Origin of the sequence: Flavobacterium sp. (genome assembly GCF_041911335.1) — a bacterium.
Lineage (GTDB): Bacteria > Bacteroidota > Bacteroidia > Flavobacteriales > Flavobacteriaceae > Flavobacterium.
The window spans coordinates 96,561-118,799 of sequence record NZ_JAYRPD010000047.1; the positions used below are offsets into that span (position 1 = coordinate 96,561).

The 22,239-nt window shown below is 33.3% G+C and carries 20 protein-coding genes; 5 read left to right on the top strand and 15 right to left on the bottom strand.

Annotated elements, in window-relative coordinates; genetic code table 11:
• Positions 1-9 precede the first annotated feature (9 nt).
• Both ACE3PD_RS07895 and purH read right to left on the bottom strand, forming a co-directional pair.
• Positions 10-1,038, bottom strand: a complete 1,029-nt coding sequence (locus ACE3PD_RS07895) for a rod shape-determining protein (protein ID WP_374401232.1) — start codon at positions 1,036-1,038, stop codon at positions 10-12.
• A gap of 143 nt (positions 1,039-1,181) precedes the next feature.
• Positions 1,182-2,714, bottom strand: coding sequence for a bifunctional phosphoribosylaminoimidazolecarboxamide formyltransferase/IMP cyclohydrolase (gene purH, locus ACE3PD_RS07900; protein WP_374401234.1), 1,533 nt, complete (start codon positions 2,712-2,714; stop codon positions 1,182-1,184).
• 647 nt (positions 2,715-3,361) lie between these two features.
• On the opposite strand from purH, the gene ACE3PD_RS07905 reads away from it, so the two are divergent.
• From ACE3PD_RS07905 to ACE3PD_RS07915, 3 genes are all read left to right on the top strand, one after another.
• A complete protein-coding gene (locus ACE3PD_RS07905) occupies positions 3,362-4,612 on the top strand; it encodes an ABC transporter permease (protein ID WP_374401237.1) in 1,251 nt (416 codons plus the stop codon).
• Between the two features lie 32 nt (positions 4,613-4,644).
• Complete coding sequence (locus tag ACE3PD_RS07910) at positions 4,645-5,181, top strand: hypothetical protein (protein ID WP_374401239.1); 537 nt, start codon at positions 4,645-4,647, stop codon at positions 5,179-5,181.
• Between the two features lie 80 nt (positions 5,182-5,261).
• Positions 5,262-7,472, top strand: coding sequence for a TonB-dependent receptor plug domain-containing protein (locus ACE3PD_RS07915; protein ID WP_374401241.1), 2,211 nt, complete (start codon positions 5,262-5,264; stop codon positions 7,470-7,472).
• A gap of 49 nt (positions 7,473-7,521) precedes the next feature.
• On the opposite strand, the gene accD is transcribed toward ACE3PD_RS07915, so the two are convergent.
• The 3 genes from accD to ACE3PD_RS07930 form a co-directional block, all read right to left on the bottom strand.
• Entirely contained in the window at positions 7,522-8,376 is an 855-nt protein-coding gene (gene accD, locus ACE3PD_RS07920; protein WP_374401243.1) for an acetyl-CoA carboxylase, carboxyltransferase subunit beta, read from the bottom strand.
• Positions 8,377-8,457: 81 nt separating this feature from the next.
• A complete protein-coding gene (gene fbaA, locus ACE3PD_RS07925; protein ID WP_374401245.1) occupies positions 8,458-9,525 on the bottom strand; it encodes a class II fructose-bisphosphate aldolase in 1,068 nt (355 codons plus the stop codon).
• A gap of 48 nt (positions 9,526-9,573) precedes the next feature.
• Entirely contained in the window at positions 9,574-12,126 is a 2,553-nt protein-coding gene (locus ACE3PD_RS07930; protein ID WP_374401247.1) for a BamA/TamA family outer membrane protein, read from the bottom strand.
• Positions 12,127-12,162: 36 nt separating this feature from the next.
• On the opposite strand from ACE3PD_RS07930, the gene ACE3PD_RS07935 reads away from it, so the two are divergent.
• A complete protein-coding gene (locus tag ACE3PD_RS07935; RefSeq protein ID WP_374401249.1) occupies positions 12,163-12,888 on the top strand; it encodes a TrmH family RNA methyltransferase in 726 nt (241 codons plus the stop codon).
• A gap of 3 nt (positions 12,889-12,891) precedes the next feature.
• On the opposite strand, the gene ACE3PD_RS07940 is transcribed toward ACE3PD_RS07935, so the two are convergent.
• The 10 genes from ACE3PD_RS07940 to ACE3PD_RS07985 all read right to left on the bottom strand — a co-directional run bounded on the left by ACE3PD_RS07940 (position 12,892) and on the right by ACE3PD_RS07985 (position 20,981).
• Positions 12,892-13,584, bottom strand: coding sequence for a porin family protein (locus tag ACE3PD_RS07940; protein ID WP_374401251.1), 693 nt, complete (start codon positions 13,582-13,584; stop codon positions 12,892-12,894).
• 1 nt (position 13,585) lies between these two features.
• Positions 13,586-14,317 (bottom strand): bifunctional demethylmenaquinone methyltransferase/2-methoxy-6-polyprenyl-1,4-benzoquinol methylase UbiE, encoded by a 732-nt coding sequence (ubiE, locus tag ACE3PD_RS07945; RefSeq protein WP_374401253.1) that lies wholly within the window; start codon positions 14,315-14,317, stop codon positions 13,586-13,588.
• Positions 14,318-14,487: 170 nt separating this feature from the next.
• A complete protein-coding gene (locus tag ACE3PD_RS07950; protein ID WP_374401255.1) occupies positions 14,488-14,973 on the bottom strand; it encodes a dihydrofolate reductase in 486 nt (161 codons plus the stop codon).
• Between the two features lies 1 nt (position 14,974).
• On the bottom strand, positions 14,975-15,451 hold the full coding sequence (locus tag ACE3PD_RS07955; RefSeq protein ID WP_374401257.1) for an energy transducer TonB: 477 nt from the start codon (positions 15,449-15,451) through the stop codon (positions 14,975-14,977).
• 11 nt (positions 15,452-15,462) lie between these two features.
• The gene (locus ACE3PD_RS07960) at positions 15,463-16,287 is read right to left on the bottom strand and encodes a thymidylate synthase (protein ID WP_333808878.1); all 825 of its coding nucleotides are present in this window, start codon (positions 16,285-16,287) and stop codon (positions 15,463-15,465) included.
• Positions 16,288-16,324: 37 nt separating this feature from the next.
• On the bottom strand, positions 16,325-16,681 hold the full coding sequence (locus ACE3PD_RS07965) for a four helix bundle protein (protein WP_374401260.1): 357 nt from the start codon (positions 16,679-16,681) through the stop codon (positions 16,325-16,327).
• A 56-nt stretch (positions 16,682-16,737) separates the two neighbouring features.
• Complete coding sequence (locus tag ACE3PD_RS07970) at positions 16,738-18,396, bottom strand: NupC/NupG family nucleoside CNT transporter (protein WP_374401262.1); 1,659 nt, start codon at positions 18,394-18,396, stop codon at positions 16,738-16,740.
• A 15-nt stretch (positions 18,397-18,411) separates the two neighbouring features.
• Positions 18,412-19,035, bottom strand: a complete 624-nt coding sequence (locus ACE3PD_RS07975) for a bifunctional nuclease domain-containing protein (protein ID WP_374401264.1) — start codon at positions 19,033-19,035, stop codon at positions 18,412-18,414.
• A gap of 205 nt (positions 19,036-19,240) precedes the next feature.
• Positions 19,241-20,209: an electron transfer flavoprotein subunit alpha/FixB family protein gene (locus ACE3PD_RS07980; RefSeq protein ID WP_374401266.1), complete on the bottom strand. Its 969-nt coding sequence runs from the start codon at positions 20,207-20,209 to the stop codon at positions 19,241-19,243.
• A gap of 25 nt (positions 20,210-20,234) precedes the next feature.
• Positions 20,235-20,981, bottom strand: a complete 747-nt coding sequence (locus ACE3PD_RS07985) for an electron transfer flavoprotein beta subunit/FixA family protein (RefSeq protein ID WP_374401268.1) — start codon at positions 20,979-20,981, stop codon at positions 20,235-20,237.
• 272 nt (positions 20,982-21,253) lie between these two features.
• Between ACE3PD_RS07985 and ACE3PD_RS07990 the strand changes: the two genes are divergently transcribed.
• On the top strand, positions 21,254-22,231 hold the full coding sequence (locus ACE3PD_RS07990) for a pyruvate dehydrogenase complex E1 component subunit beta (RefSeq protein WP_374401270.1): 978 nt from the start codon (positions 21,254-21,256) through the stop codon (positions 22,229-22,231).
• Positions 22,232-22,239: the final 8 nt, after the last annotated feature.

Consider the following 22,239-nt stretch of genomic DNA (forward strand, 5'->3'; position numbering starts at 1 on the left):
GACTATTTTTTATTTAATCAGGATTCCTTTGTATTTGTTTATGTTTTTAAGCGCCATTCCTGTTCCTCTAACTACGGCTCTTAATGGATCTTCGGCAATATAAACCGGTAAATCTGTTTTTGATGAAATTCGTTTGTCTAATCCTCTTAACATCGAACCTCCACCTGCTAAATAAATACCTGTATTGTAAATATCCGCTGCTAATTCTGGTGGTGTTTGCGATAAGGTTTCCATTACGGCGTCTTCAATACGTTGAATCGATTTGTCTAACGCTTTTGCAATCTCACGGTAAGAAACATCTACTTGTTTTGGTTTACCTGTTAACAAGTCACGTCCTTGAACCGACATATCTTCTGGAGCACTATCTAAATCTTCAGTAGCTGCTCCAATTTGAATTTTAATTTTTTCAGCGGTAGTTTCTCCAACAAATAAATTGTGTTGGGTTCTCATATAATAAATGATATCATTTGTAAAAACGTCACCCGCAATTTTAACTGATTTGTCACAAACAATTCCACCTAGAGCAATAACGGCAATTTCAGTAGTACCACCTCCAATATCTACAATCATATTTCCTTTTGGTTGCATGATGTCAACGCCAATACCAATTGCAGCAGCCATTGGTTCGTGAATCAAATATACTTCTTTACCATTAACACGCTCAGCAGATTCTTTTACTGCACGCATTTCTACTTCTGTAATTCCAGATGGAATACAAATTACCATACGAAGTGCTGGCGTAAATAATTTCTTTTTTAAAGCCGGAATGCTTTTGATAAACATTTTTATCATTTGTTCCGACGCATCAAAATCAGCAATAACCCCATCTTTCAAAGGACGAATGGTCTTGATGTTTTCATGAGTTTTACCTTGCATCATGTTGGCCTCTTTACCTACAGCAATAATTTTGCCAGTAATTCGGTCTCTTGCAACGATAGATGGACTGTCAATCACGACTTTATCGTTGTGAATGATTAGAGTATTTGCGGTACCAAGGTCGATTGCGATATCCTCGGTCATGAAATCAAAAAATCCCATAAGTTTGATAAGGGTTTAGCGTTTTTTGTATAATTGTATTCAACTCGCAAAATTATAAAAATAATCTGGAATAAATACAAATTAAAAGCGCATTAAAATATTTTTTTTAATGCGCTTGTGAAATATGTTTTGTAAGTGAAATTTTAATGTTTAAAATGACGAATTCCAGTGAACACCATTGCCATATTATTATCATTACAATAATTGATACTTAACTCATCTTTTATTGAACCTCCTGGCTGAATCACCGCAGTAATTCCAGCTTTATTTGCGATTTCAACACAGTCTGGGAAAGGGAAGAACGCGTCACTTGCCATAACCGCTCCAGTTAAATCAAATTCAAATGAAGTCGCTTTTTCAATCGCTTGTCTTAACGCATCAACTCTTGAAGTTTGTCCGGTTCCAGAAGCACATAATTGTTTGTTCTTAGCAAATACAATCGTGTTTGATTTTGTGTGTTTACAAATTTTTGAAGCAAATAATAAATCTTCAATTTCTTCTGCTGTTGGAACTGCCGATGTAACCGTTTTTAAATGGTCTTTTGAATCGGTAACATTGTCTTTATCCTGAACTAAAACTCCATTTAAACAAGTTCTTACGGTTGTTTGAGGTAATTCAACATCGTTTAAAATTAAGATAATTCTGTTTTTCTTTTCTTCCAAAATATCTATCGCTTCTTGGTCATAAGACGGAGCAATTACTACTTCGCAGAACAATTGGTTGATTTCGTTAGCTGTAGCCACATCAATTTTTCCATTCGCAATTAAAACTCCTCCGAAAGCTGAAGTTGGGTCACCTGCTAAAGCGTCTAAATACGCTTCTTTCATCGTATTTCTTGTTGCTAAACCACATGCGTTATTGTGTTTTAAAATTGCGAAAGTTGGATTATCATTTTTGAATTCGTTCATTAAATTCACCGCTGCATCAACGTCTAATAAATTGTTGTATGACAATTCTTTTCCGTGAACTTTGGTAAACATTTTATCGAAATCACCATAGAAAAATCCTTTTTGATGTGGATTTTCGCCATAACGTAATACATTTCCGTTTTGCTCGCTGATTTTTAAAACCGGTTCTTCAAATGTTTGGTTGAAGTAATTAAATATCGCCGAATCATAATGTGAAGAAACATTAAAAGCTCTTGAAGCTAATAATTTTCTGTTTTCTAAAGTTGTAGCGCCGTTGTTTTCAGTGTAGAAATTCAAAAATGGGGCATATTGCTCAACTGAAGGAACAATTACCGTGTCTTTGAAATTTTTAGCTGCTGCTCTAATTAACGAAATTCCACCGATGTCGATTTTCTCAATAATATCTTGTTCGCTAGCGCCAGAAGCAACGGTTTTTTCAAACGGATACAAATCCACAATCACTAAATCGATTTGCGGAATGTTGAATTCTTTCATTTGTTCCACATCACCAGCATGGTCTTGACGGTTTAAAATTCCACCGAAGATTTTTGGATGCAAGGTTTTTACCCTTCCTCCTAAAATTTCAGGAAAAGCCGTAATATCTTCTACAGCAACTACTGGAATACCTAAATCTTTAATAAAAGTTTCGGTTCCGCCGGTTGAATAAATGGTTACATTGTTTTGGTGAAGGGCTTTAACAATAGGTTCTAAACCGTTTTTGTCAAATACAGAAATCAATGCCGAAGCAATTTTTTTTGTTGTGTTCATGGTGTTGTGTTGTTGTATCTGAATAGTATCAGATAAATGTTGTTGTTTTCGTGGTGCAAAAGTAGTTATACTTCTTAAAATAGTCAAACTTTATTGTTTTATATTTTTTGATTGTAAGAAGAGTTGATCTGGTTCTTCTTGAATTCTAAAGTTTGCTCAGTAGATAAAAAGAAAAAATTAAATTAATAATTATAATTAAACAAATAAGAGTAGTAACTAATGTGCTCTTTTTGTTTTTATTTGATGAAAATTTATCGAACTTTTTTTTGTAGTCCAACCATTTCTTTTTATCAGTAAAAAGTTTATATTTTAAATAAATTATAATAATTATTGGAATAAAAACTATAGGATTTTTTAAAGATAAATATAATTTTTGATTTGTTAAAACTGTGTAGTAATTGTAGGAAGATAAAACTAACCAAAACTCTAAAGCTATCATGATAATTCCTGTTTTCATTTCTGATAAAAAGGAACCACCTAATAGGTTTGAAGTATATTCAATCGAATTGTATATTTTGTAATAAAATAGAAAATAATAATACTCTATCTTTTTCATTAGTTTAATTTCATTTCCCAAATATAAATAAATTCCCTCCAACTGTAACATTTTCCCTCAATGCTCTACTTATAAGTAATAGCTCAGTATTATGCTTTTATATTTACGATTACTTTCAGAAAGTTTCAGTTTTGCCATCAATGCATTGCGCAACAATAAATTGCGTACCCTTTTGTCGTTGTTAGGCGTTACTATTGGTATTTTTTCCATTATTGCGGTGTTGGCTGCGGTAGATTCTATGGATAAAAAAATCAAGGAAGATTTGAGTGATATGGATATGAATACTGTTTATTTAATGCGTTTTTCATTCGGTCCTTCTGAAGTGCCAAGATGGAAGCGTGAGCAATTTCCTGATGTAACTTACGAAGAATACGAGTATTTAAGACGAAGTGTTAATGGAATTGATAAAATGTCGTTCAATTTGTTTACCCGAAACGAAAGTATAAAATACGATTCCAAAACGGTTAATTCTATTCGAGTTAAACCTTCAACGGAAGAATTTTTTGATATCGAGCCGGTTAAAATCGATAAAGGGCGTTTGTTTAATGAATCGGAGTCCAATTCGGGAAGTCCCGTTATTGTAATTGGAAGTGAAGTGGCTACTGGTTTGTTTGAAAACACTGATCCAATCGGAAAAAAAGTACGTTTATATGGCCAACGTTTTACCGTTATTGGTGTTTTGAAAAAACAAGGGCAAGGCATGTTTGGTGATAGTAATGACGTTGCCGTATTTTTTCCTGTAAATTTTCTAAGAAAAATGTATGGCGATAACAGTAAAGCGTTAACTCCAGCCATGTTAATTAAGCCTGAAAAAGGAATTGACATCGAAGAATTCAAAGCCGAATTGCGTCAGAAATTAAGAAATTTCAGAGGTTTAAAAACGGGTGAAATCGATAACTTCTTTTTGAATGTGCTTTCTGGATTTACTGATTTTATTGATAATATCGTAGGTCAAATGAATATGATTGGTTGGATTATCAGTGCGTTTTCACTTTTAGTGGGAGGTTTTGGTATTGCGAATATTATGTTCGTATCGGTAAAAGAGCGAACCAACTTAATTGGAATTCAAAAAGCGTTAGGAGCTAAAAATAAATTCATTTTGTTTCAATTCTTATTCGAAGCGGTAATTCTTTCCTTAATTGGAGGAATTGTGGGAATGTTTTTAGTTTGGATTATTGCTTTAGGACTTTCAGCAGCTCTTGATTTTGAATTTGTCTTGAGTGCCGCAAATATGTTATTAGGTTCTGGTTTAGCAGCCTTAATTGGATTGATTTCTGGAATTATTCCTGCAATTTCTGCCTCAAAATTAGACCCTGTAGAAGCCATTAGAAGCGGAATGTAATTTTTAGTATATTTGGAGGTTAATATCCCAAATTGAAAAAGCAAATCATTAGTATATTTTTGCTATTTATGTTGATAGCGCCTGCTGTTGTAACCTATTCTTGGCTTCAACAACGAAAGCGCGTTGTTAAAAAAGAAGTGAAATGGAAAATGATTGCGGGAATTGATAAAAGTGAATTAGTTCTTTTAAAATTTGCCAAAACTGAAACGACTACAAAGTTACAATGGAAACATTCAAAAGAGTTTGAATTCAACAATCAAATGTATGATATTGTAGATAAAGTAGTTTCAAAAGATTCTATCAAGTATTGGTGCTGGTGGGATTTTAAAGAAACAAAATTAAACAAACAATTAGACGAACTTTTGGTTGGTGTTTGTCAGCACGATTCTAAATCCAAAGAAAAACAAGATTTACTTTATAAGTTTTATAAATCGGTTTATTTTCAACCTGTTTTTTCATGGTTCCCTTTTATAGATAAAAACCGCCCAACTAAGGTTAATGTGTATGCAGGTTTTTATCAATCAAAATCTTTAATTGTAGATTCGCCTCCGCCCAATATTTATTCTTAATCTTTTTAATTAATTAGAATATTGTTATACAGTAATTCAATATTAATACATGTTTAAGTTAGAATAAATAATCCATAAAAATGAAAAAAATTATTTTTTATGCTGTAGTGTTATTGCCTTTTTTAGGGTTTTCACAAACGGCACAAGATACCACTGCTACTGAATTGAATGAAGTAGTTATTTCTAATAAAGTTCCCAAAAAGTATACACAATTACCTAATCAAGTTGAGGTAATCACAGCAAAACAAATCGACTTTCAAAACTTTCAAAGTACGGCTGAGATGCTTTCTAATTCAGGAGCCTTATTTGTGCAAAAATCCCAACAAGGCGGTGGAAGTCCTGTGATTAGAGGATTTGAAGCAAGTAGAGTTTTAATCACTGTTGATGGTGTAAGAATGAATAACTTAATATTCAGAGCAGGTCACTTGCAAAATGTAATTACAGTTGACGAAAATATGTTAGAAAATGTGGGTGTTTTCTATGGTCCATCTTCTACGTTATTTGGTAGTGATGCACTCGGTGGTTCAGTTGCAATGACAACTAAGAATACTAAGTTTTTAAATGAGGTTCACAACAAATTTACTGGAGGGGTTAATACACGTTATAGTAGTGTAAATGAGGAAAAATCGATTGCTCTGAATTTAAATTATGCTACTTCAAAGTTTGCTTCCTTGACTTTCTTTTCATTTAATGATTTTGGAGATTTAAAAATGGGTAAAGAAAGAAATCATAATGGGGATTACTTTGGAGAAAGACCTAATTATGTTTCAACAGTTGGTGGTGTTGACCAATTAAATGTAAATGATGATAAGTACACACAAGTGGGGTCGGCTTACAAACAGTATAATTTCATGCAGAAATTTGCCTACAAAACAAATTCAGGATTTGTACACGGTTTGAATTTACAGTATTCAACAACATCCGATATTAATCGTTATGATAGATTAACCGAAACGGCTGGTTCAGGATTGAAATTTGCACAATGGTATTACGGTCCACAGGATAGATTGTTGGCGATTTATTCGTTACAAAAAGAGAAAGCGTTTTTAAATAGCGATTTAAAAATTAATGTAGCCTATCAAAACGTAAAAGAAAGTCGTCACAACAGAAGATTTGGAAACTATAATTTACAACACAACGAAGAGAATGTAGACATGTTCTCGGTTTCGTTAGATTTGGATAAGAAATTTACTAAAGGAGAATTGTTTTATGGTTTTGAATCGTATTACGAAACTTTAAAATCAACGGCTTATGCTAATAATATCAATACGGGAGTTGTAACTGATATCAACACGCGTTATCCAAACGGAGATAACAATATGATGCGTAATGATTTGTATATTTCTTATAACGAAAAAGTGTCGGATAAAACATTTTGGAATGTAGGAGCTAGAGCTGGATATACAAGTTTAAAAAGTACAATTGCTGATAATTCGGTATTTTCATTGCCTTTTAACTCAATTTCTCAAGGAAACTTTACTTATAGTGGAACTTTAGGGATTATGCATAATACATCAAAAAACTTTGCTTTAAAAGGAAATATTGCTACTGGATTTAGAGCGCCAAATATTGATGACTTAGCTAAAGTGTTTGAATCAAGAGCAGGTTCTTCTTCTTCATTAGGAATTTTAATTGTGCCAAACGAAGATTTAAAACCAGAAAAAACAATTACCGGAGATTTAGGTATCGTAATTCAATCTGATTCTAAAAGAATAAAATTAGAAAGCACGTATTTCTATACAAGAATGTATGATGCCATTGTAACAGATGATTTTACATACAACGGACAAAGTATTATTAACTACAACGGATTTGATGCTCAAGTAAAAGCCAATCAAAATAAAGGAAAAGCTTTTGTTACTGGATTTTCAACTAACGTAAGTGTTTATATCATTTCTGATTTATTATTTAGTGCTAATTTCAATTATACGCTTGGTAGAGTAGTGGAAGATGGTTCACAACGTCCATTAGATCATATTGCACCTTATTTTGGTAAAGTTGGATTGTCATACACACATAACAAACTTAACTTAGAAGGTTATATGTTGTACAATGGGAAAAAGGATAGTAAAGATTATTCAACAAGTGGTGAAGATAATGCACAATATGCACCAGCTAATGGTATGCCAGCTTGGGAAACTTATAACTTTAAAGCAGGTTTCCAAGTGTTAAAAGGCGGAACTCTTTTTGCTGGAGTAGAGAATATTTTAGATACACAATACAGAGTATTTGCTTCAGGAATTAACGCTCCTGGTAGAAATATTTATGGTGGAATTAAATACACTTTCTAAGAATATAAAGAACAAAAAAAATCCCGATAGGAAACTATCGGGATTTTTTTTATCTGATTGGTTGATTTTGAATCAAATCCAAATACAAGTTAATTTTGTTTTTCAACTCTTTTCTATGAGCGATGAAATCTAAGAAACCATGCTCTAATAAGAATTCTGATGTTTGGAAACCTTCTGGTAAATCTTTTCCAGTTGTGTCTTTAACAACACGTGGTCCAGCGAAACCAATTAAAGCTCCTGGTTCTCCAATGTTAATATCACCAAGCATTGCATAAGAAGCGGTAGTTCCACCAGTAGTTGGGTCCGTACATAATGAAATGTAAGGAATTCTTTCTTCTGCTAACTGAGCTAATTTTGCTGAAGTTTTAGCTAACTGCATTAAAGAGAAAGCCGCTTCCATCATACGAGCACCACCTGATTTAGAAATCAATACAAAAGGAATTTTATGTTTGATTGAGTAATCAATTGCTCTTGCAATTTTTTCACCTACAACCGCTCCCATAGAACCTCCAATGAAAGCAAAGTCCATACAAGAAACTACTAAATCTTTTCCTTTTGATTTTCCAACACCCGTGCGAATTGCGTCTTTTAGTTTGGTTTTATCCATAACGTCTTTTAAACGCTCGCTGTATTTTTTAGTGTCTTCAAATTTCAATGGATCTTTTGAAGTTAAATTTGCATCTAACTCTGTAAATTCATTGTTGTCGAATAAAATTTCGAAATATTCTTTACTACCAATTCTTACATGATAATCATCTTCTGGACTTACCCATAAGTTTCTCGCTAATTCGTCTTGATCAACGATTTTTCCTGTAGGAGATTTATACCATAAACCTTTTGGTACGTCTTTTTTAGCTTCTGTAGGAGTTGTAATTCCTTTTTCTTTTCTTTTAAACCAAGCCATATTTCTTGAAATTAGAAGTCATAAATTAGAAATTAGAATTTAGAAGTGATTTTTCTAAATTCTAAATTCTAAATTCTAAATTTATAATGTGTTTACGTTATTTAAATCGGCAAAAGCTTGTTCTAAACGTTTGTTGAACGTAACTTCTCCTTCACGAACCCATTTTCTTGGATCGTAGTGTTTTTTATTTGGACTGTCTGCTCCGTCTGGACTTCCGATTTGAGTTCTTAAATAATCAATTTTAGACGTCATATAATCGCGAATTCCTTCTGTGAAAGCAAATTGTAAATCCGTATCAATGTTCATTTTGATTACTCCGTAAGAAATAGCTTCTCTAATTTCTTCTAAAGTTGAACCCGAACCTCCGTGGAAAACAAAATCAACCGGATTGTGACCCGTATTGAATTTATTTTGAACGTATTCTTGCGAATTTTTAAGGATTTTTGGAGTTAATTTTACGTTTCCTGGTTTGTAAACGCCATGTACATTTCCGAAAGAAGCTGCGATTGTAAATCTTGGACTTACTTTCATTAATTCCTCATATGCATAGGCAACTTCATCAGGTTGTGTATATAATTTTGAGCTGTCTACATCAGAATTGTCAACACCATCTTCTTCACCACCTGTAATACCTAATTCGATTTCTAAAGTCATTCCCATTTTACTCATTCTTTCTAAATATTTTTTAGAAATTTCTAAGTTTTCTTCGATTGGCTCTTCAGATAAATCAATCATATGAGAACTGAATAATGACTTTCCAGTTTCAGCAAAATGTTTTTCAGAAGCGTCTAATAAACCATCAATCCATGGTAAAAGATTTTTAGCACAGTGGTCTGTATGTAAAATAACTGTTGCTCCGTAAGCTTCAGCTAAAGTGTGGATATGTTTTGCACCAGCAACAGCTCCTAAAATAGCTGCTTGTTGATTTTCGTTTGATAATCCTTTTCCAGCATTAAATTGAGCACCACCATTTGAAAATTGGATGATAACAGGTGCTTTTAATTTAGCTGCAGTTTCTAAAACTCCATTAATTGTACTTGAACCTACAACATTAACAGCAGGCAATGCAAATCCTTTTTGTTTTGCGTAATTAAAGATTTCTTGTACTTGATCTCCGGTAGCAACACCCGGTTTAATATTGTGACTCATAGTTGTATTTTTTTGGTTATAGTTGTGCAAAAATAATAATTTAAAAAATTAGAACGGATAATTAATACCAAAATTTAGCACCGTTCTACTAAAGTTGATTCCTTTCAACCATCGATCACCCACTTCTCTAGCAGGATCGTAAGCTTTATAACCTAAATCGAAACGGAATACGAAGAAATCAAAATCATATCTGAAACCAATTCCAGAACCAACAGCTAAGTCTTCTAATGAGCTAAATCCATTGAAGGTGTAATCTTTGTCTGTAATGTTGTCAAATACGTTCCAAATATTTCCAATGTCTGTAAAAACAGCACTATAAAAATTACCTCCTACTCTAAAACGATATTCTAAACTGTAAGCTAATTTCAAATTGGCTTCATTAAAATCGTTTATTCCGCCACTTCTTCCTGGTCCTAAGCTGTAGGCTTGCCAACCTCTATTGTCATTAGATCCTCCCGAAAAATAACTTCGCGAAAACGGAATGGATTGTGCATTTCCATAAGGTACTGCAAGACCAGCGAAAGCACGCATTGCTAAAGTGTTTTTCTTGCCAAAATCCCAATGCTTGATAAAATCTACTTCACCTTTGATATATTGTGAATATTCGATTCCAAACAAGGTTTTGTTTCCATTTTGATTCAGTTCTTCGTTCTTAGTATCCGCTAAAAGTGATAATACATTTCCAGAAGATTCTAATTTTGTTCGTATTGAGTAAAAATTATTGTCAAGTAAATTGGTCTTTGTATTCTTAGAAAAGGTAATTCCAGAAGAAACAATCAAATTGTTCTCAATCAAACGTTCTCTTCTTTCTCCAATACTTCTAATAGTTTTATAGTTGTTATCATCTGAAGGGAATGTTATAACCCCGTTTTCAACATCATTAATAAAATTTACAGCTCCTTGTGCGGTTAGGTTGTCATCATCATCCAAGTAATCTGGATTAACACTATAAAGCTGAGCTAAATTATTTAGTGTGTTATACGAAGAGGAGTAAACATTAAAATAATTTTCTGGATTTAAGTTCTTGATAAATTGTATACTCAATAAATCAAATCGAACGGTGTGTTTTTGTTTTGGAATCCAATTGTATCCAAATACTCCAGTTAAATTTTCTTTATCCAATCCAATGTTTCGCTGACTGGTTAAACCAATGTTGGCATTGGTAGTTGGCAACATTTCTTTTTTAATGATATTTCGAGTGTTTACTGGAAAAACAATTCTTGGAAAACTAAGCTTCCCCTCTAAACCATATTCAGAGATATTAAAAAACACATTGTTTGGATTCGCTAAATCTTTTGAAGAGCCAATGTTTCCTCTGGCTGAAAGCTCAAATATTTCGGCTCTTTTGAATAGATTTCGCCAAGTAAAGGCCATTCTTCCGCTGATTCCAAACTGTTGAATATCTGAAGTGGTAACATCAATCGAGGGTTGCCAAATATATTTTGGTTTACTAATTAAGTAGATGTTAGCAATCAATGAAGAATTAGTACTGTCGCTTGGATCTTCTACATATTCAATGTTTGGATAATTGAATACTTTCAAATTACTAAGCGATTTTGAAGTTAAGGCTCTGTCGTTATCGCTGAATAATTTTCCTTTTTCAATAAAAATTGCGTTGGTGATGGCTTTTGGTTTGTATTTTAATTTTCCAGCACTATAAATATTGAAGTTTCTATAAGTAACGCTATCATTAAATTGATTGCGTTCTTTCCTTGAAGTATTGTTCGTAAAAATATTAACCTGACTAATTTTATAAACCGAAAAAGGTTTTTTAACCAAAGTATCTCCCTTTTTTACTAATCGGTCTTCAATTTTTATATTAACATTCATTTTTTGAGTGGAATCATCATGAATGGCATCATATCGCACATTACTTTCCTGAAAATGATACACACCATTATTTCTTAAATATTGAGTGATTCTTTTCCGTTCGATATCAAAATTGGTGTAATTATATTGGTCGCCTTTTTTTATAAAACTCTTTTTTTCTTCACGAGCATAAAGAGTATCAATTATTGGAGTTTCGATAATTTTGAAAATAGAATCAATGAAATAAGGCTTTCCAGTGGTGACTTTATACGTAATTTTTCCTTTTTTCTTTCCTACAGAATCTATCGAATGGGTGACTTCGTTTTTAATATAACCATTGTTGTAATAAAAGCCACTTAATCGTTCTTGTGAGCGTTCTGCCTTTTTTTTGTCAATAATCACAGGCGCTTCACCTGTTTCTTTCATGAAATTAGGCAATCCACTAACAAAAAATGATTTCCCTAATCGTTCAACTTGTTTAGCGGATAAAAAACGATTTAATCTTTTAACTCGATTTGGTTTTCGGTTCAACCAAGCTTTGTAAGAGGAATCTGGATTTGGCTTTGCCGCGTTGTAAAGCGTTAGTCCAAAAGGATAATTTAAGAATTTAGTATTCGGTTGTTGGACTAATAAATTATTAATTCGTTCTTCTTTGTTGATTTTATCGTTGATATAAATCTCGTTTTTGACCAATAATTTTTCGCTTTCGGGTACTCGTTTAACTAACGAACACGAATAAATTATTGTTCCGATTACAAATAATAATGTTATTTTTGATAAATTATTTCTCAAAGCACTTTTTAAAAGTTAGTCAAAAATACAATTTTTATGGTTAGTAAAAACCAAATTAAACTAATAACGAGTTTACAACAAAAAAAATATAGAAAACAAGAACAACTTTTCTTTGCCGAAGGCGTAAAGGTAGTTCAAGAATTGTTACATTCTAACTTTGAATTGCAAGATTTGTTTACTACAAAGCAAGATTTTCTTACAGTTCCAAAAAACAAAGTTCATGCCATTTCTGAAGCCGAATTAAAAAAAGTTAGTGCTTTAACAACTCCAAATACTTGTTTGGCGGTTTTTAAAATTCCGAAAGCTAAAGAAATGGTTGATAAAGGACTAATTGTGGCGTTAGACGATGTTCGCGATCCTGGGAATCTGGGAACGATTATTCGTTTGTGTGATTGGTTTGGAATTGAAACGTTATTTTGTTCTGAAGAATCGGTAGATATTTATAATCCAAAAGTAGTGCAAGCTACGATGGGTTCTATCAGTAGAGTAAATGTGGTGTATGGAAATTTAGAAGCGTTCTTATCGCAAACCAAGTTGCCGGTTTTTGGAACTTTCATGGATGGAAAAAACATTTACCAAGAAAAATTACCAAAAGAAGGCATCATCATCATGGGAAATGAAGCTAATGGGATTTCGTCTTCCGTTGAAAAATTAGTTTCGGATCGAATTGCTATTCCGCGTTTTGGAAATCTTCAAATTACAGAAAGTCTTAATGTAGCAACTGCAACCGCTATTATTCTGAGTGAATTTAAAAGAAGTTAACGCTTAGTGGAACGAAAAATTGATGAAAAACCCGCGAGTTTTCATAGATTGAATATCTCCTGTCCAAGGACTATTCGGGTCGTTATCACGGATTAACTCGTCGTTCATACTGAAAACTCCTCTGATAGATGGAGAAAAGATAAAATATTCCAAATACAAGTCGATTCCAAAACCAACTTCGTAAAAATTTGACCATTTGGTCATTCTAAAACGATTGTTGAAATTGTCATCTGGCGAATCTGCATTACTACCAAGATTTAGCGCTGTTGAGATTCCACCCACTAAATAAGGTCTAACATTTCCTGTTCTCAAAGCTGAATATTTCAAAAGAACTGGAAAGAAAATATAAGTAGATTTAACTTCTCTCAATCGATCACCTAAATCGGTAATGTTAGGATACGTTAAGTTTCTTTGGGTAATAATTAATCCGGGTTCAAAACGTAAATCGAAATATTCTGCTAATCGTAAATTTCCAATCAATCCTACATTAAATCCTGTTGAGGTTCCCACTTCAATATCATCTGTAACCGAAGCATAATCAAATTTGAAATCTAAATTGTTAAAACCAAGGTAATAGCCCCAGTGAACGCGCTGTTTGTTCCAATTTTCCTTATTGATAATTGGGTCTTTACTAAACATGCCTTCCTGAGCAAAGAGTAGGGGTGAAAAAAGTAATAAAAATAAAAACTTCTTCATATTATTTTTTAGATGCTTGATAAATGGTAGCAACTCCAAATGTTTGAGGTAGGTGCTTCACGTCTATAAACCCAATTTTTCTCAAAATATTGTTTAACGCTTCTCCAAAAGGAAAATTTTGTGCCGAAGTGGATAAATATTGGTATGCCTTTTTATCTTTTGAAAATAATTTTCCAATAGTTGGCATGATGAAATTGGTATAAACATAATATCCTTGTTTAAAAGGAAATTGTGTAGGAACCGAAGTTTCTAAAATAATCAATTGCCCGCCAGGTTTTAATGTTCTTAAAATGTCTGTTAGACCTTTTTCCAAATTTTCAAAATTACGAACTCCATACGCCACCGTAATGGCATCAAAATAATTATCAGGATACGGAATATTTTCACCGTCACCTAAAACCATTTGAATTCTAGAATCCAAGTTTTGAGCTGTAATTTTTTTCTTCCCAATGTCTAGCATACCTTGCGAAATATCCAAACCAATGATTTCGGTTGCCGAAGTGTTTGCAAATAAAATCGCTAAATCACCTGTTCCAGTAGCAATATCTAAAATGGTTTTCGGTTGTTTTGCCGCAATCATTTTTAAGATTTTCTTTTTCCACTTGGCATCGGTTCCAAAAGAAATAACTCGGTTTAACCCATCATAATTTTCAGAAATGGTGTCAAACATTTGAGCAACTTGTTCTTTTTTTCCTAAGTTAGAATCTTGATATGGCGTAATATTTTTTGACATTTTGCAATTTTTTGGAACACAAAAGTACTGATAAAAAATCAAATACAACTTCAAAATTCAATTTGAACTTCAAAATTCAAATTAAAGAAATATTTTTTAGAATACAGATTTAAGAAATTTAAAAAATCTGTGAAAATTCCTTAAATCTGCGTCATCCGCGTTCTAAAAAACTATTTTCTAATGTACGTCAAAAAAGTAAAATCGTAATCGTGTTTTTCGTCTTTAGCATGGAATTCTTCGAAAACCAATTCCCATTTGGTCTTGTCAATTTCTGGGAAAAAAGTATCCGCTTCAATAGTGGTGTGCACACGCGTTAAATCGATTTTATCCGAAATTTCAATAGATTGTTTGTAGATTTCACCACCGCCAATAATGAAAACTTCTTCATTTTTTGGACACAAATCAATAGCTTTTTGCAAACTACTCGCTACTAAACAACCTTCTGGAACTTCGTAATCTTTTTGTCGCGTAATGATAATGTGTGTTCGGTTTGGTAACGGTTTCGGAAAACTTTCAAAGGTTTTTCTACCCATCACAATATAATGACCAGAAGTAATGGTTTTAAAACGTTTAAAGTCATCTGGTAAATGCCAAACCAATTGATTGTCTTTTCCTAAAGCGTTGTTTTCTGATGCCGCTGCGATTATGGTAAGCATGTTATTGAAGTTTGAAGTTTATTGGAAGAGCGTATTTTACATTAACAGGTTTTCCTTTTTGCATTCCAGGTTTCATTTTAGGTAAAAGTCTAACTATTCGTAATGCTTCGGTTTGTAGAATTGGATCGCCACCTCTAGTCTCGATGTTCGTAATCTCTCCCTCTTTGCTTATTACGAATAAAACAAGTACTCTTCCTTCAATGTTTTTCTTGCGTGCTTTTAAAGGGTATTTAAACGTTATATTAATATGTTCCCCCATTTTTTCTTGAAAACAATCTATTCTTTTTTTTCTTTCAATGTCTTCACAGCCTGGATAAATTGGAACTTCTTCAATTATGGCAAATGGGATATCTCCTACCGTTTTTCCGCTTAATGAGTCATTTGTAGTAAGTATGACTACATTGTCTTTAGTGTGTTCATTTTGAGAAAAGGCGTTAATTACAAATAATGTAAAGCAAAGTAAGAGAGTGTTTTTCATAATTTAAATATTTAAACCGCCACAACACCTTTAATATGCGGATGCGGGTCATACCCTTCTAACGTAAAATCTTCAAATTTGAAATCGAAAATATTTTTAATTTCTGGGTTTAATTTCATCGTTGGTAAAGGTCGGCACTCGCGCGATAATTGTAATTGTAATTGCTCGATATGGTTGTTGTAAATATGCGCATCACCAAAGGTGTGGATGAATTCGCCTACTTGTAAATCACACACTTGTGCAATCATCATTGTAAACAAAGCATAAGACGCAATATTAAAAGGAACGCCTAAGAAAATATCAGCACTGCGTTGGTACAACTGGCAACTTAATTTTCCATCCGCCACATAAAACTGGAAAAAGGCATGACATGGAGGTAAAGCCGCTTTTCCATTGGCAACATTTTCCGCAAACGAAACAGAAGTATCAGGTAAAACACTAGGATTCCAAGCAGAAACCAACATTCTTCTGCTGTTTGGATTGGTTTTTAATGTTTCGATTAATTCGGTAATTTGGTCGATTTCTTCGCTGTTCCAATTGCGCCATTGGTGTCCATAAACCGGACCTAAGTCGCCATTTTCATCCGCCCATTCGTCCCAAATTTTCACACCGTTTTCTTGTAAATATTTGATATTCGTATCACCTTTTAAAAACCACAACAATTCATAAATAATCGATTTTAAGTGGAGTTTCTTAGTGGTTACCATTGGGAAACCTTCGCTTAAATCAAAACGCATTTGGTAACCAAACACACTTAAGGTTCCAGTTCCGGTACGGTCGCCTTTTTGGTTGCCGTTTTCTAATACGTGTTTTACTAAATCGTGATATTGTTTCATATTATTTGGTAATGGGTAATGGGTTATAGGTGATGGGTTATTGTGTTGCTAAATAATTTATGAAAGAGGTTATTTTCTTTTCTAAAGTTTGAAGCAATATGATTTTTTCTTCGATAATATCTTCTTTTATTAATTCAACATCTGAACAAAGAATTAATTGGGTTTCTAATTCGTAACAAGAGCCTAGGCTAATTTCTAAGAATCTTGAAAAATCTTTATTTGATTTTTTTGCACAACCTTCAGCTATGTTCGAAGGAATAGAAATTGCACTTCTTTTTATCTGAGAAATTAAACCAAATTTTTCTTCATCTGGCATGGTTTTCATTAGGAAATAGATTTCTTTAACTAGTTCTCTAGATAAATTCCAAACTTCTAAATCTCTAAAATTTCTCATATCAATTTATACTGTTTTTAAACCTATTACCTATCACCAATTGCCTATTACCAATTTTACCCAATAATCATTCCTGCAATTGTCGCTGATAACAGTGAGGCTAAACTTCCACCTAAAACGGCTTTTAAACCGAATTCTGATAATGTTTTTCTTTGGTTAGGTGCTAATGAACCAATTCCACCAATTTGAATTCCGATAGAAGCAAAGTTTGCAAATCCACATAACATATAGGTTGCCATAATTACCGATTTGTTGAAAGTGAAATGAACTTCGTTAGCTACGTTTTTTAATTCGGCTAATTGGATATAACCCACAAATTCGGATGCGGCTAATTTGATTCCTAATAATTGTCCCATTAACATCATGTCTTCTTTAGCAATTCCAATTAACCACATTAAGGGTGAAAAGATAATTCCTAAAATAGTTTCTAATGAGAATGATTTATATGGAGTATTTGCTGCAATAACATCATTTAAGCCTGTCCAAAGTCCGATTTTTCCAAAAGTGTAGTTAATCATCGCAATGAAAGCAATGAAAACTAATAACATTGCAGCTACGTTTGCTGCTAATTTTAAACCTTCGGTTGTTCCTGTTGCAATGGCATCTAATATATTGGAACCAATTTTTTCTTTGGTAACTTCCACATCTGTATTTACAGATTCTGTTTGAGGGCATAACATTTTTGAGATGATAATCGCACCAGGAGCCGCCATTACAGATGCCGCTAATAAGTGTTTCGCAAATTCTAATCGCAATACAGGATCGTTTCCGCCTAAGAAACTGATGTAAGCCGCTAAAACTCCTCCTGCAACTGTAGCCATTCCTCCAGTCATTACTAAGAAGATTTCGCTTCGGTTCATTTTTTCTAAATAGGCTTTAATCATCAAAGGTGCTTCGGTTTGACCTAAGAAAATATTTCCAGCTGTTGATAAACCTTCTGCTCCTGAAATATTCATTAATTTGGTTAACACCGTTGCCATTCCCTTAACAACAATCTGAATGATTCCTAAATAGAATAATAAAGAAGTCAATGCGGAAAAGAAAATGATTGTTGGTAATACTTGAAATAAGAAAATGAATCCAAAATTATCTACATTCATCATGCCTCCAAGTAAGAATTCGCTTCCCGCTCTTGTGAAATCTAACACTTTTACGAATAAGCTTCCTACGAATTCAAATCCGGTTTTAACAAATCCTACTTTTAAAACACCAATTGCTAAGATTAACTGAACGCCTAATCCAATTCCAATGGTTTTCCAGTTGATAGCTTTTCTGTTAGAACTAAAAATATAAGCGATTCCTAATAAGGCTAACATTCCTAATATTCCTCTTAACAAACTGTTTAATGAAAAACCTTCGTTTGGTTTGATTTCTCCATTGATTACTTCCGCTTTAGTAGCTTTGTTTGAAGCGAAAAACGAATAGGCTTTTCCTCTGTTCTTTAAAGTAAGTGTAGAGTCGGTTTTGGTTTCAATTACGAAACGTTTTGTTGGAGAATCCGATCCATTTTCAAATAAGAAAATAAAATTATCTTGAACTAAATAGTCACCTTTTTGTTTTAAGCTGTCTGACGAAATGTGAAGTTCGTAGCTTCCACCTTTTAATTCTAAATAATCTTTATTTGAAGAAGAAAGTTGCCATTTTTTCTCAATTTCTTGAGCTGAAGTTGTAAAGCTTAAAAATAAAGCCAATACATAAAAAATATATTTATACATATATACGTATGAAGTTTATGATTCTTTTTTTGAAATTTCGTCTCTAATTTTTGCGGCTCTTTCGTAGTCTTCGTTTTGAACCGCTTCGTCTAATTTTTGGTACAATTCTTTTAGGGAATAACCAGAATAGTTATCCGCCGGAACCACAACATCTTCTTCGTAAGTGTCTGTTGGAGTTAAAATATTGTCGTTATCTGGATTTTCATTTGTAGTTTCCGACGGATTGATGCTTAAATAAATTCCGGCTTTGTCTAAAATGTTTTTGTAAGTAAAAATAGGAGCGTTAAAACGCAAAGCCAATGCAATAGCATCGGAAGTACGAGCATCGATGATTTCTTCGATTTTGTCTCTTTCGCAAATAATGCTTGAGTAGAAAACACCATCTACTAATTTATGAATAATCACTTGCTTTACTACGATGTCAAATCGATCTGCAAAGTTTTTGAATAAATCGTGTGTAAGTGGTCTTGGAGGTTTTATTTCTTTTTCTAAAGCAATAGCAATCGACTGCGCTTCAAAAGCTCCGATAACAATTGGAAGTTTTCGCTCACCATCCACTTCATTTAAGATTAAGGCATACGCTCCGTTTTGCGTTTGGCTGTACGAAATACCTTTTATGGTTAATTTTACTAAACTCATTTTAATGTGTTAATTATCATTTCTTTGATATGCTGATTCGGATTTTTGCAATAATCACAAAGTCAGAAAATGGCTAACAGAAAAACGGTTAGCCATTACTTCGTCAATTCGTTACCACTCGGGTCGCCCCAAAAATAAAAAAAAGAGCTATCTAAACAAAGATAACTCTAATTTTAATATAATATATTTTTAAACAACTAATTTATTATGAGTTGCTCGCTTTGAATGCTTTTAATTTTTCAATTAATTGAGGTACTACAGTGAAAGCGTCACCTACAACTCCGTAATCTGCAACTTTAAAGAAAGGCGCTTCTGGATCAGTGTTGATAACTACTTTTACTTTTGATGAGTTGATACCTGCAATATGTTGGATTGCTCCAGAAATTCCTACTGCAATATATAAGTTAGAAGCTACTGGTTTTCCTGTTTGTCCTACGTGCTCGCTGTGAGGTCTCCATCCAATATCAGATACTGGTTTAGAACATGCAGTTGCAGCACCTAAAACTGAAGCTAATTCTTCAATCATTCCCCAGTTCTCTGGACCTTTCATTCCACGACCTGCAGAAACCACGATTTCAGCGTCAGCGATAGTTACTTTTCCAGTTACTTTTTCTACATTTTCAACTTTGATTCCAAAATCGGCATCGTTTAATGATGGTGCGAAAGCTTCTTCTGTCATTGAAACCGCATCTTCCACTAAACCGAAAGAGTTTTTAGCAATTCCTAATACTTTTACTGGGGTTGAAATTTCAGTAATATTGAATGCTTTGTTTGAAAAAGCTGTTCTTTTTACTTGGAAAGGCGAAGTGCTAACAGGTAAAGCTACAACATTTGAAGCATAACCTGCTTCTAAAGCTACAGCAACCAATGGTGCTAAATATAAACTATCTGTTGTTGAAGAAACCAATACAATTTGAGTTCCTTCTTTTTTAGCTGCTTGAGCAATTACATCAGCATACGCTTTTGCGCTAAAGTTGTTTAATTTATCGTTAGAAACGTTTAAAACTTTGTCTACTCCGTAAGCCGCTAAAGCGCTATTGTCAGAGTTGTTAATAGTTACAGCAGTAACTGTTGTTCCCATTGAAGCAGCTACTTTTTTTGCGTAAGAAGCTAATTCGAATGCTACTTTTTTGATTTTTCCTTCTGCTGATTCAGCATATATTAATATCGACATGATTCTTTAATTTAATGGTTTGAAATTAGATAACTTTCGCTTCGTTGTGTAACAAACTGATTAACTCATCTAAATTATCAGCACTTACTAATTTAACTGCTGATTTTGCAGCTGGTTTTTCAAATTTTACGGCTTTAGTTGCAGAAGCGTCTCCTGTTGGTTCTACTAAAGTTAAAGCTTTAGTTCTTGCCATCATGATACCTCTCATGTTAGGAATGCGTAAATCTTTTTCTTCTACTAAACCTTTTTGACCACCAATAATTAATGGTAAACTTGCAGAAACGATTTCTTTTCCACCATCAATTTCTCTAGTTACTTTTGCTTCGTTTCCATTTACGTCGATACCAACACAAGCGTTTACGAAATTGAAACCTAACATAGCTGCCATCATTCCAGGAACCATTCCACCGTTGTAGTCTAATGATTCTTTTCCAGCGATTACTAAATCGTAACCTCCATTTTTAACTACATCAGCTAATTGTTTTGCAACAAACATTCCGTCAGTTGGGTTAGCGTTAATACGAATTGCTTCGTCAGCTCCAATAGCTAATGCCTTTCTTAGAGTTGCTTCAGCGTCAGCACCACCAACGTTTACAACTGTAACATTTGCTCCTTGTTGCTCTTTAAACCAAATGGCTCTTGTTAAACCAAATTCATCATTAGGATTAATCACAAATTGAACACCATTTGTGTCAAATTCGCTGTCACCATTGACAAAATTAATCTTTGAAGTAGTATCAGGTACGTGACTGATGCAAACTAATATTTTCATTTTTATGTATTTTGTTAGTGAATATTTTCAGTCCCAAAAATACAAAATAATTTCTAAATAAAAACTATGCACGCATAATAAATATGTTTTTCTTAGATAAATTAGCTTTTTTTTACGAATTGTTTAAAATGATGTTTTTAAATTACTGTAAAAATGTATTTTTTTAATACTACAAGGTTGTAGTAGAAAGTAAATTCATTTTTTTTAATAACGAATTGGAATAATTTTATTTTTCTTACTTTTGCCAATCATAATTCAAAGAAATTAATTTCATGAGAACGATACAATTTAGAGAAGCTATTTGTGAAGCGATGAGCGAAGAAATGCGTCGCGACGAATCAATATATTTAATGGGTGAAGAAGTAGCAGAATACAATGGAGCTTACAAAGCTTCAAAAGGTATGCTAGATGAATTTGGACCAAAACGTGTAATTGATACACCAATTGCAGAGTTAGGATTTGCAGGAATCGCTGTAGGTTCGGCTATGAACGGGAATCGCCCTATTGTAGAATTCATGACGTTCAACTTCTCATTAGTAGGAATTGACCAAATTATCAATAACGCAGCAAAAATGCGCCAAATGTCTGCTGGACAATTTCCAATGCCGATGGTGTTCAGAGGTCCAACAGCTTCTGCTGGTCAATTAGGTGCTACTCACTCTCAAGCTTTTGAAAACTGGTTTGCTAATACTCCAGGTTTAAAAGTTGTAGTTCCATCAACTGTTTATGATGCTAAAGGGTTGTTGAAATCTGCTATTCGTGATAATGATCCAGTTATTTTCATGGAATCAGAACAAATGTATGGAGATAAAGGGGAAGTGCCAGAAGGAGAATACACCATTCCATTAGGAGTTGCTGATATCAAAAGAGAAGGAACTGATGTAACGATTGTTTCTTTTGGAAAAATTATTAAAGAAGCGCATTTAGCAGCTGACGAATTAGCTAAAGAAGGCATTTCTTGTGAAATTATCGATTTAAGAACAGTTCGTCCTATGGATTATGATGCGATTATTAATTCGGTTAAGAAAACAAATAGATTAGTAGTTTTAGAAGAAGCTTGGCCATTTGCTTCAGTTGCTTCTGAAATCACTTATATGGTGCAAGAAAGAGCTTTTGATTTCTTAGATGCTCCAGTTCAAAGAATTACTACAGCTGATGCTCCAGCGCCTTATTCGCCTACTTTATTAAAAGAATGGTTGCCAAATTCGCAAGATGTAATTAAGGCAGTAAAAAAAGTTATGTATAAATAACAATTAAC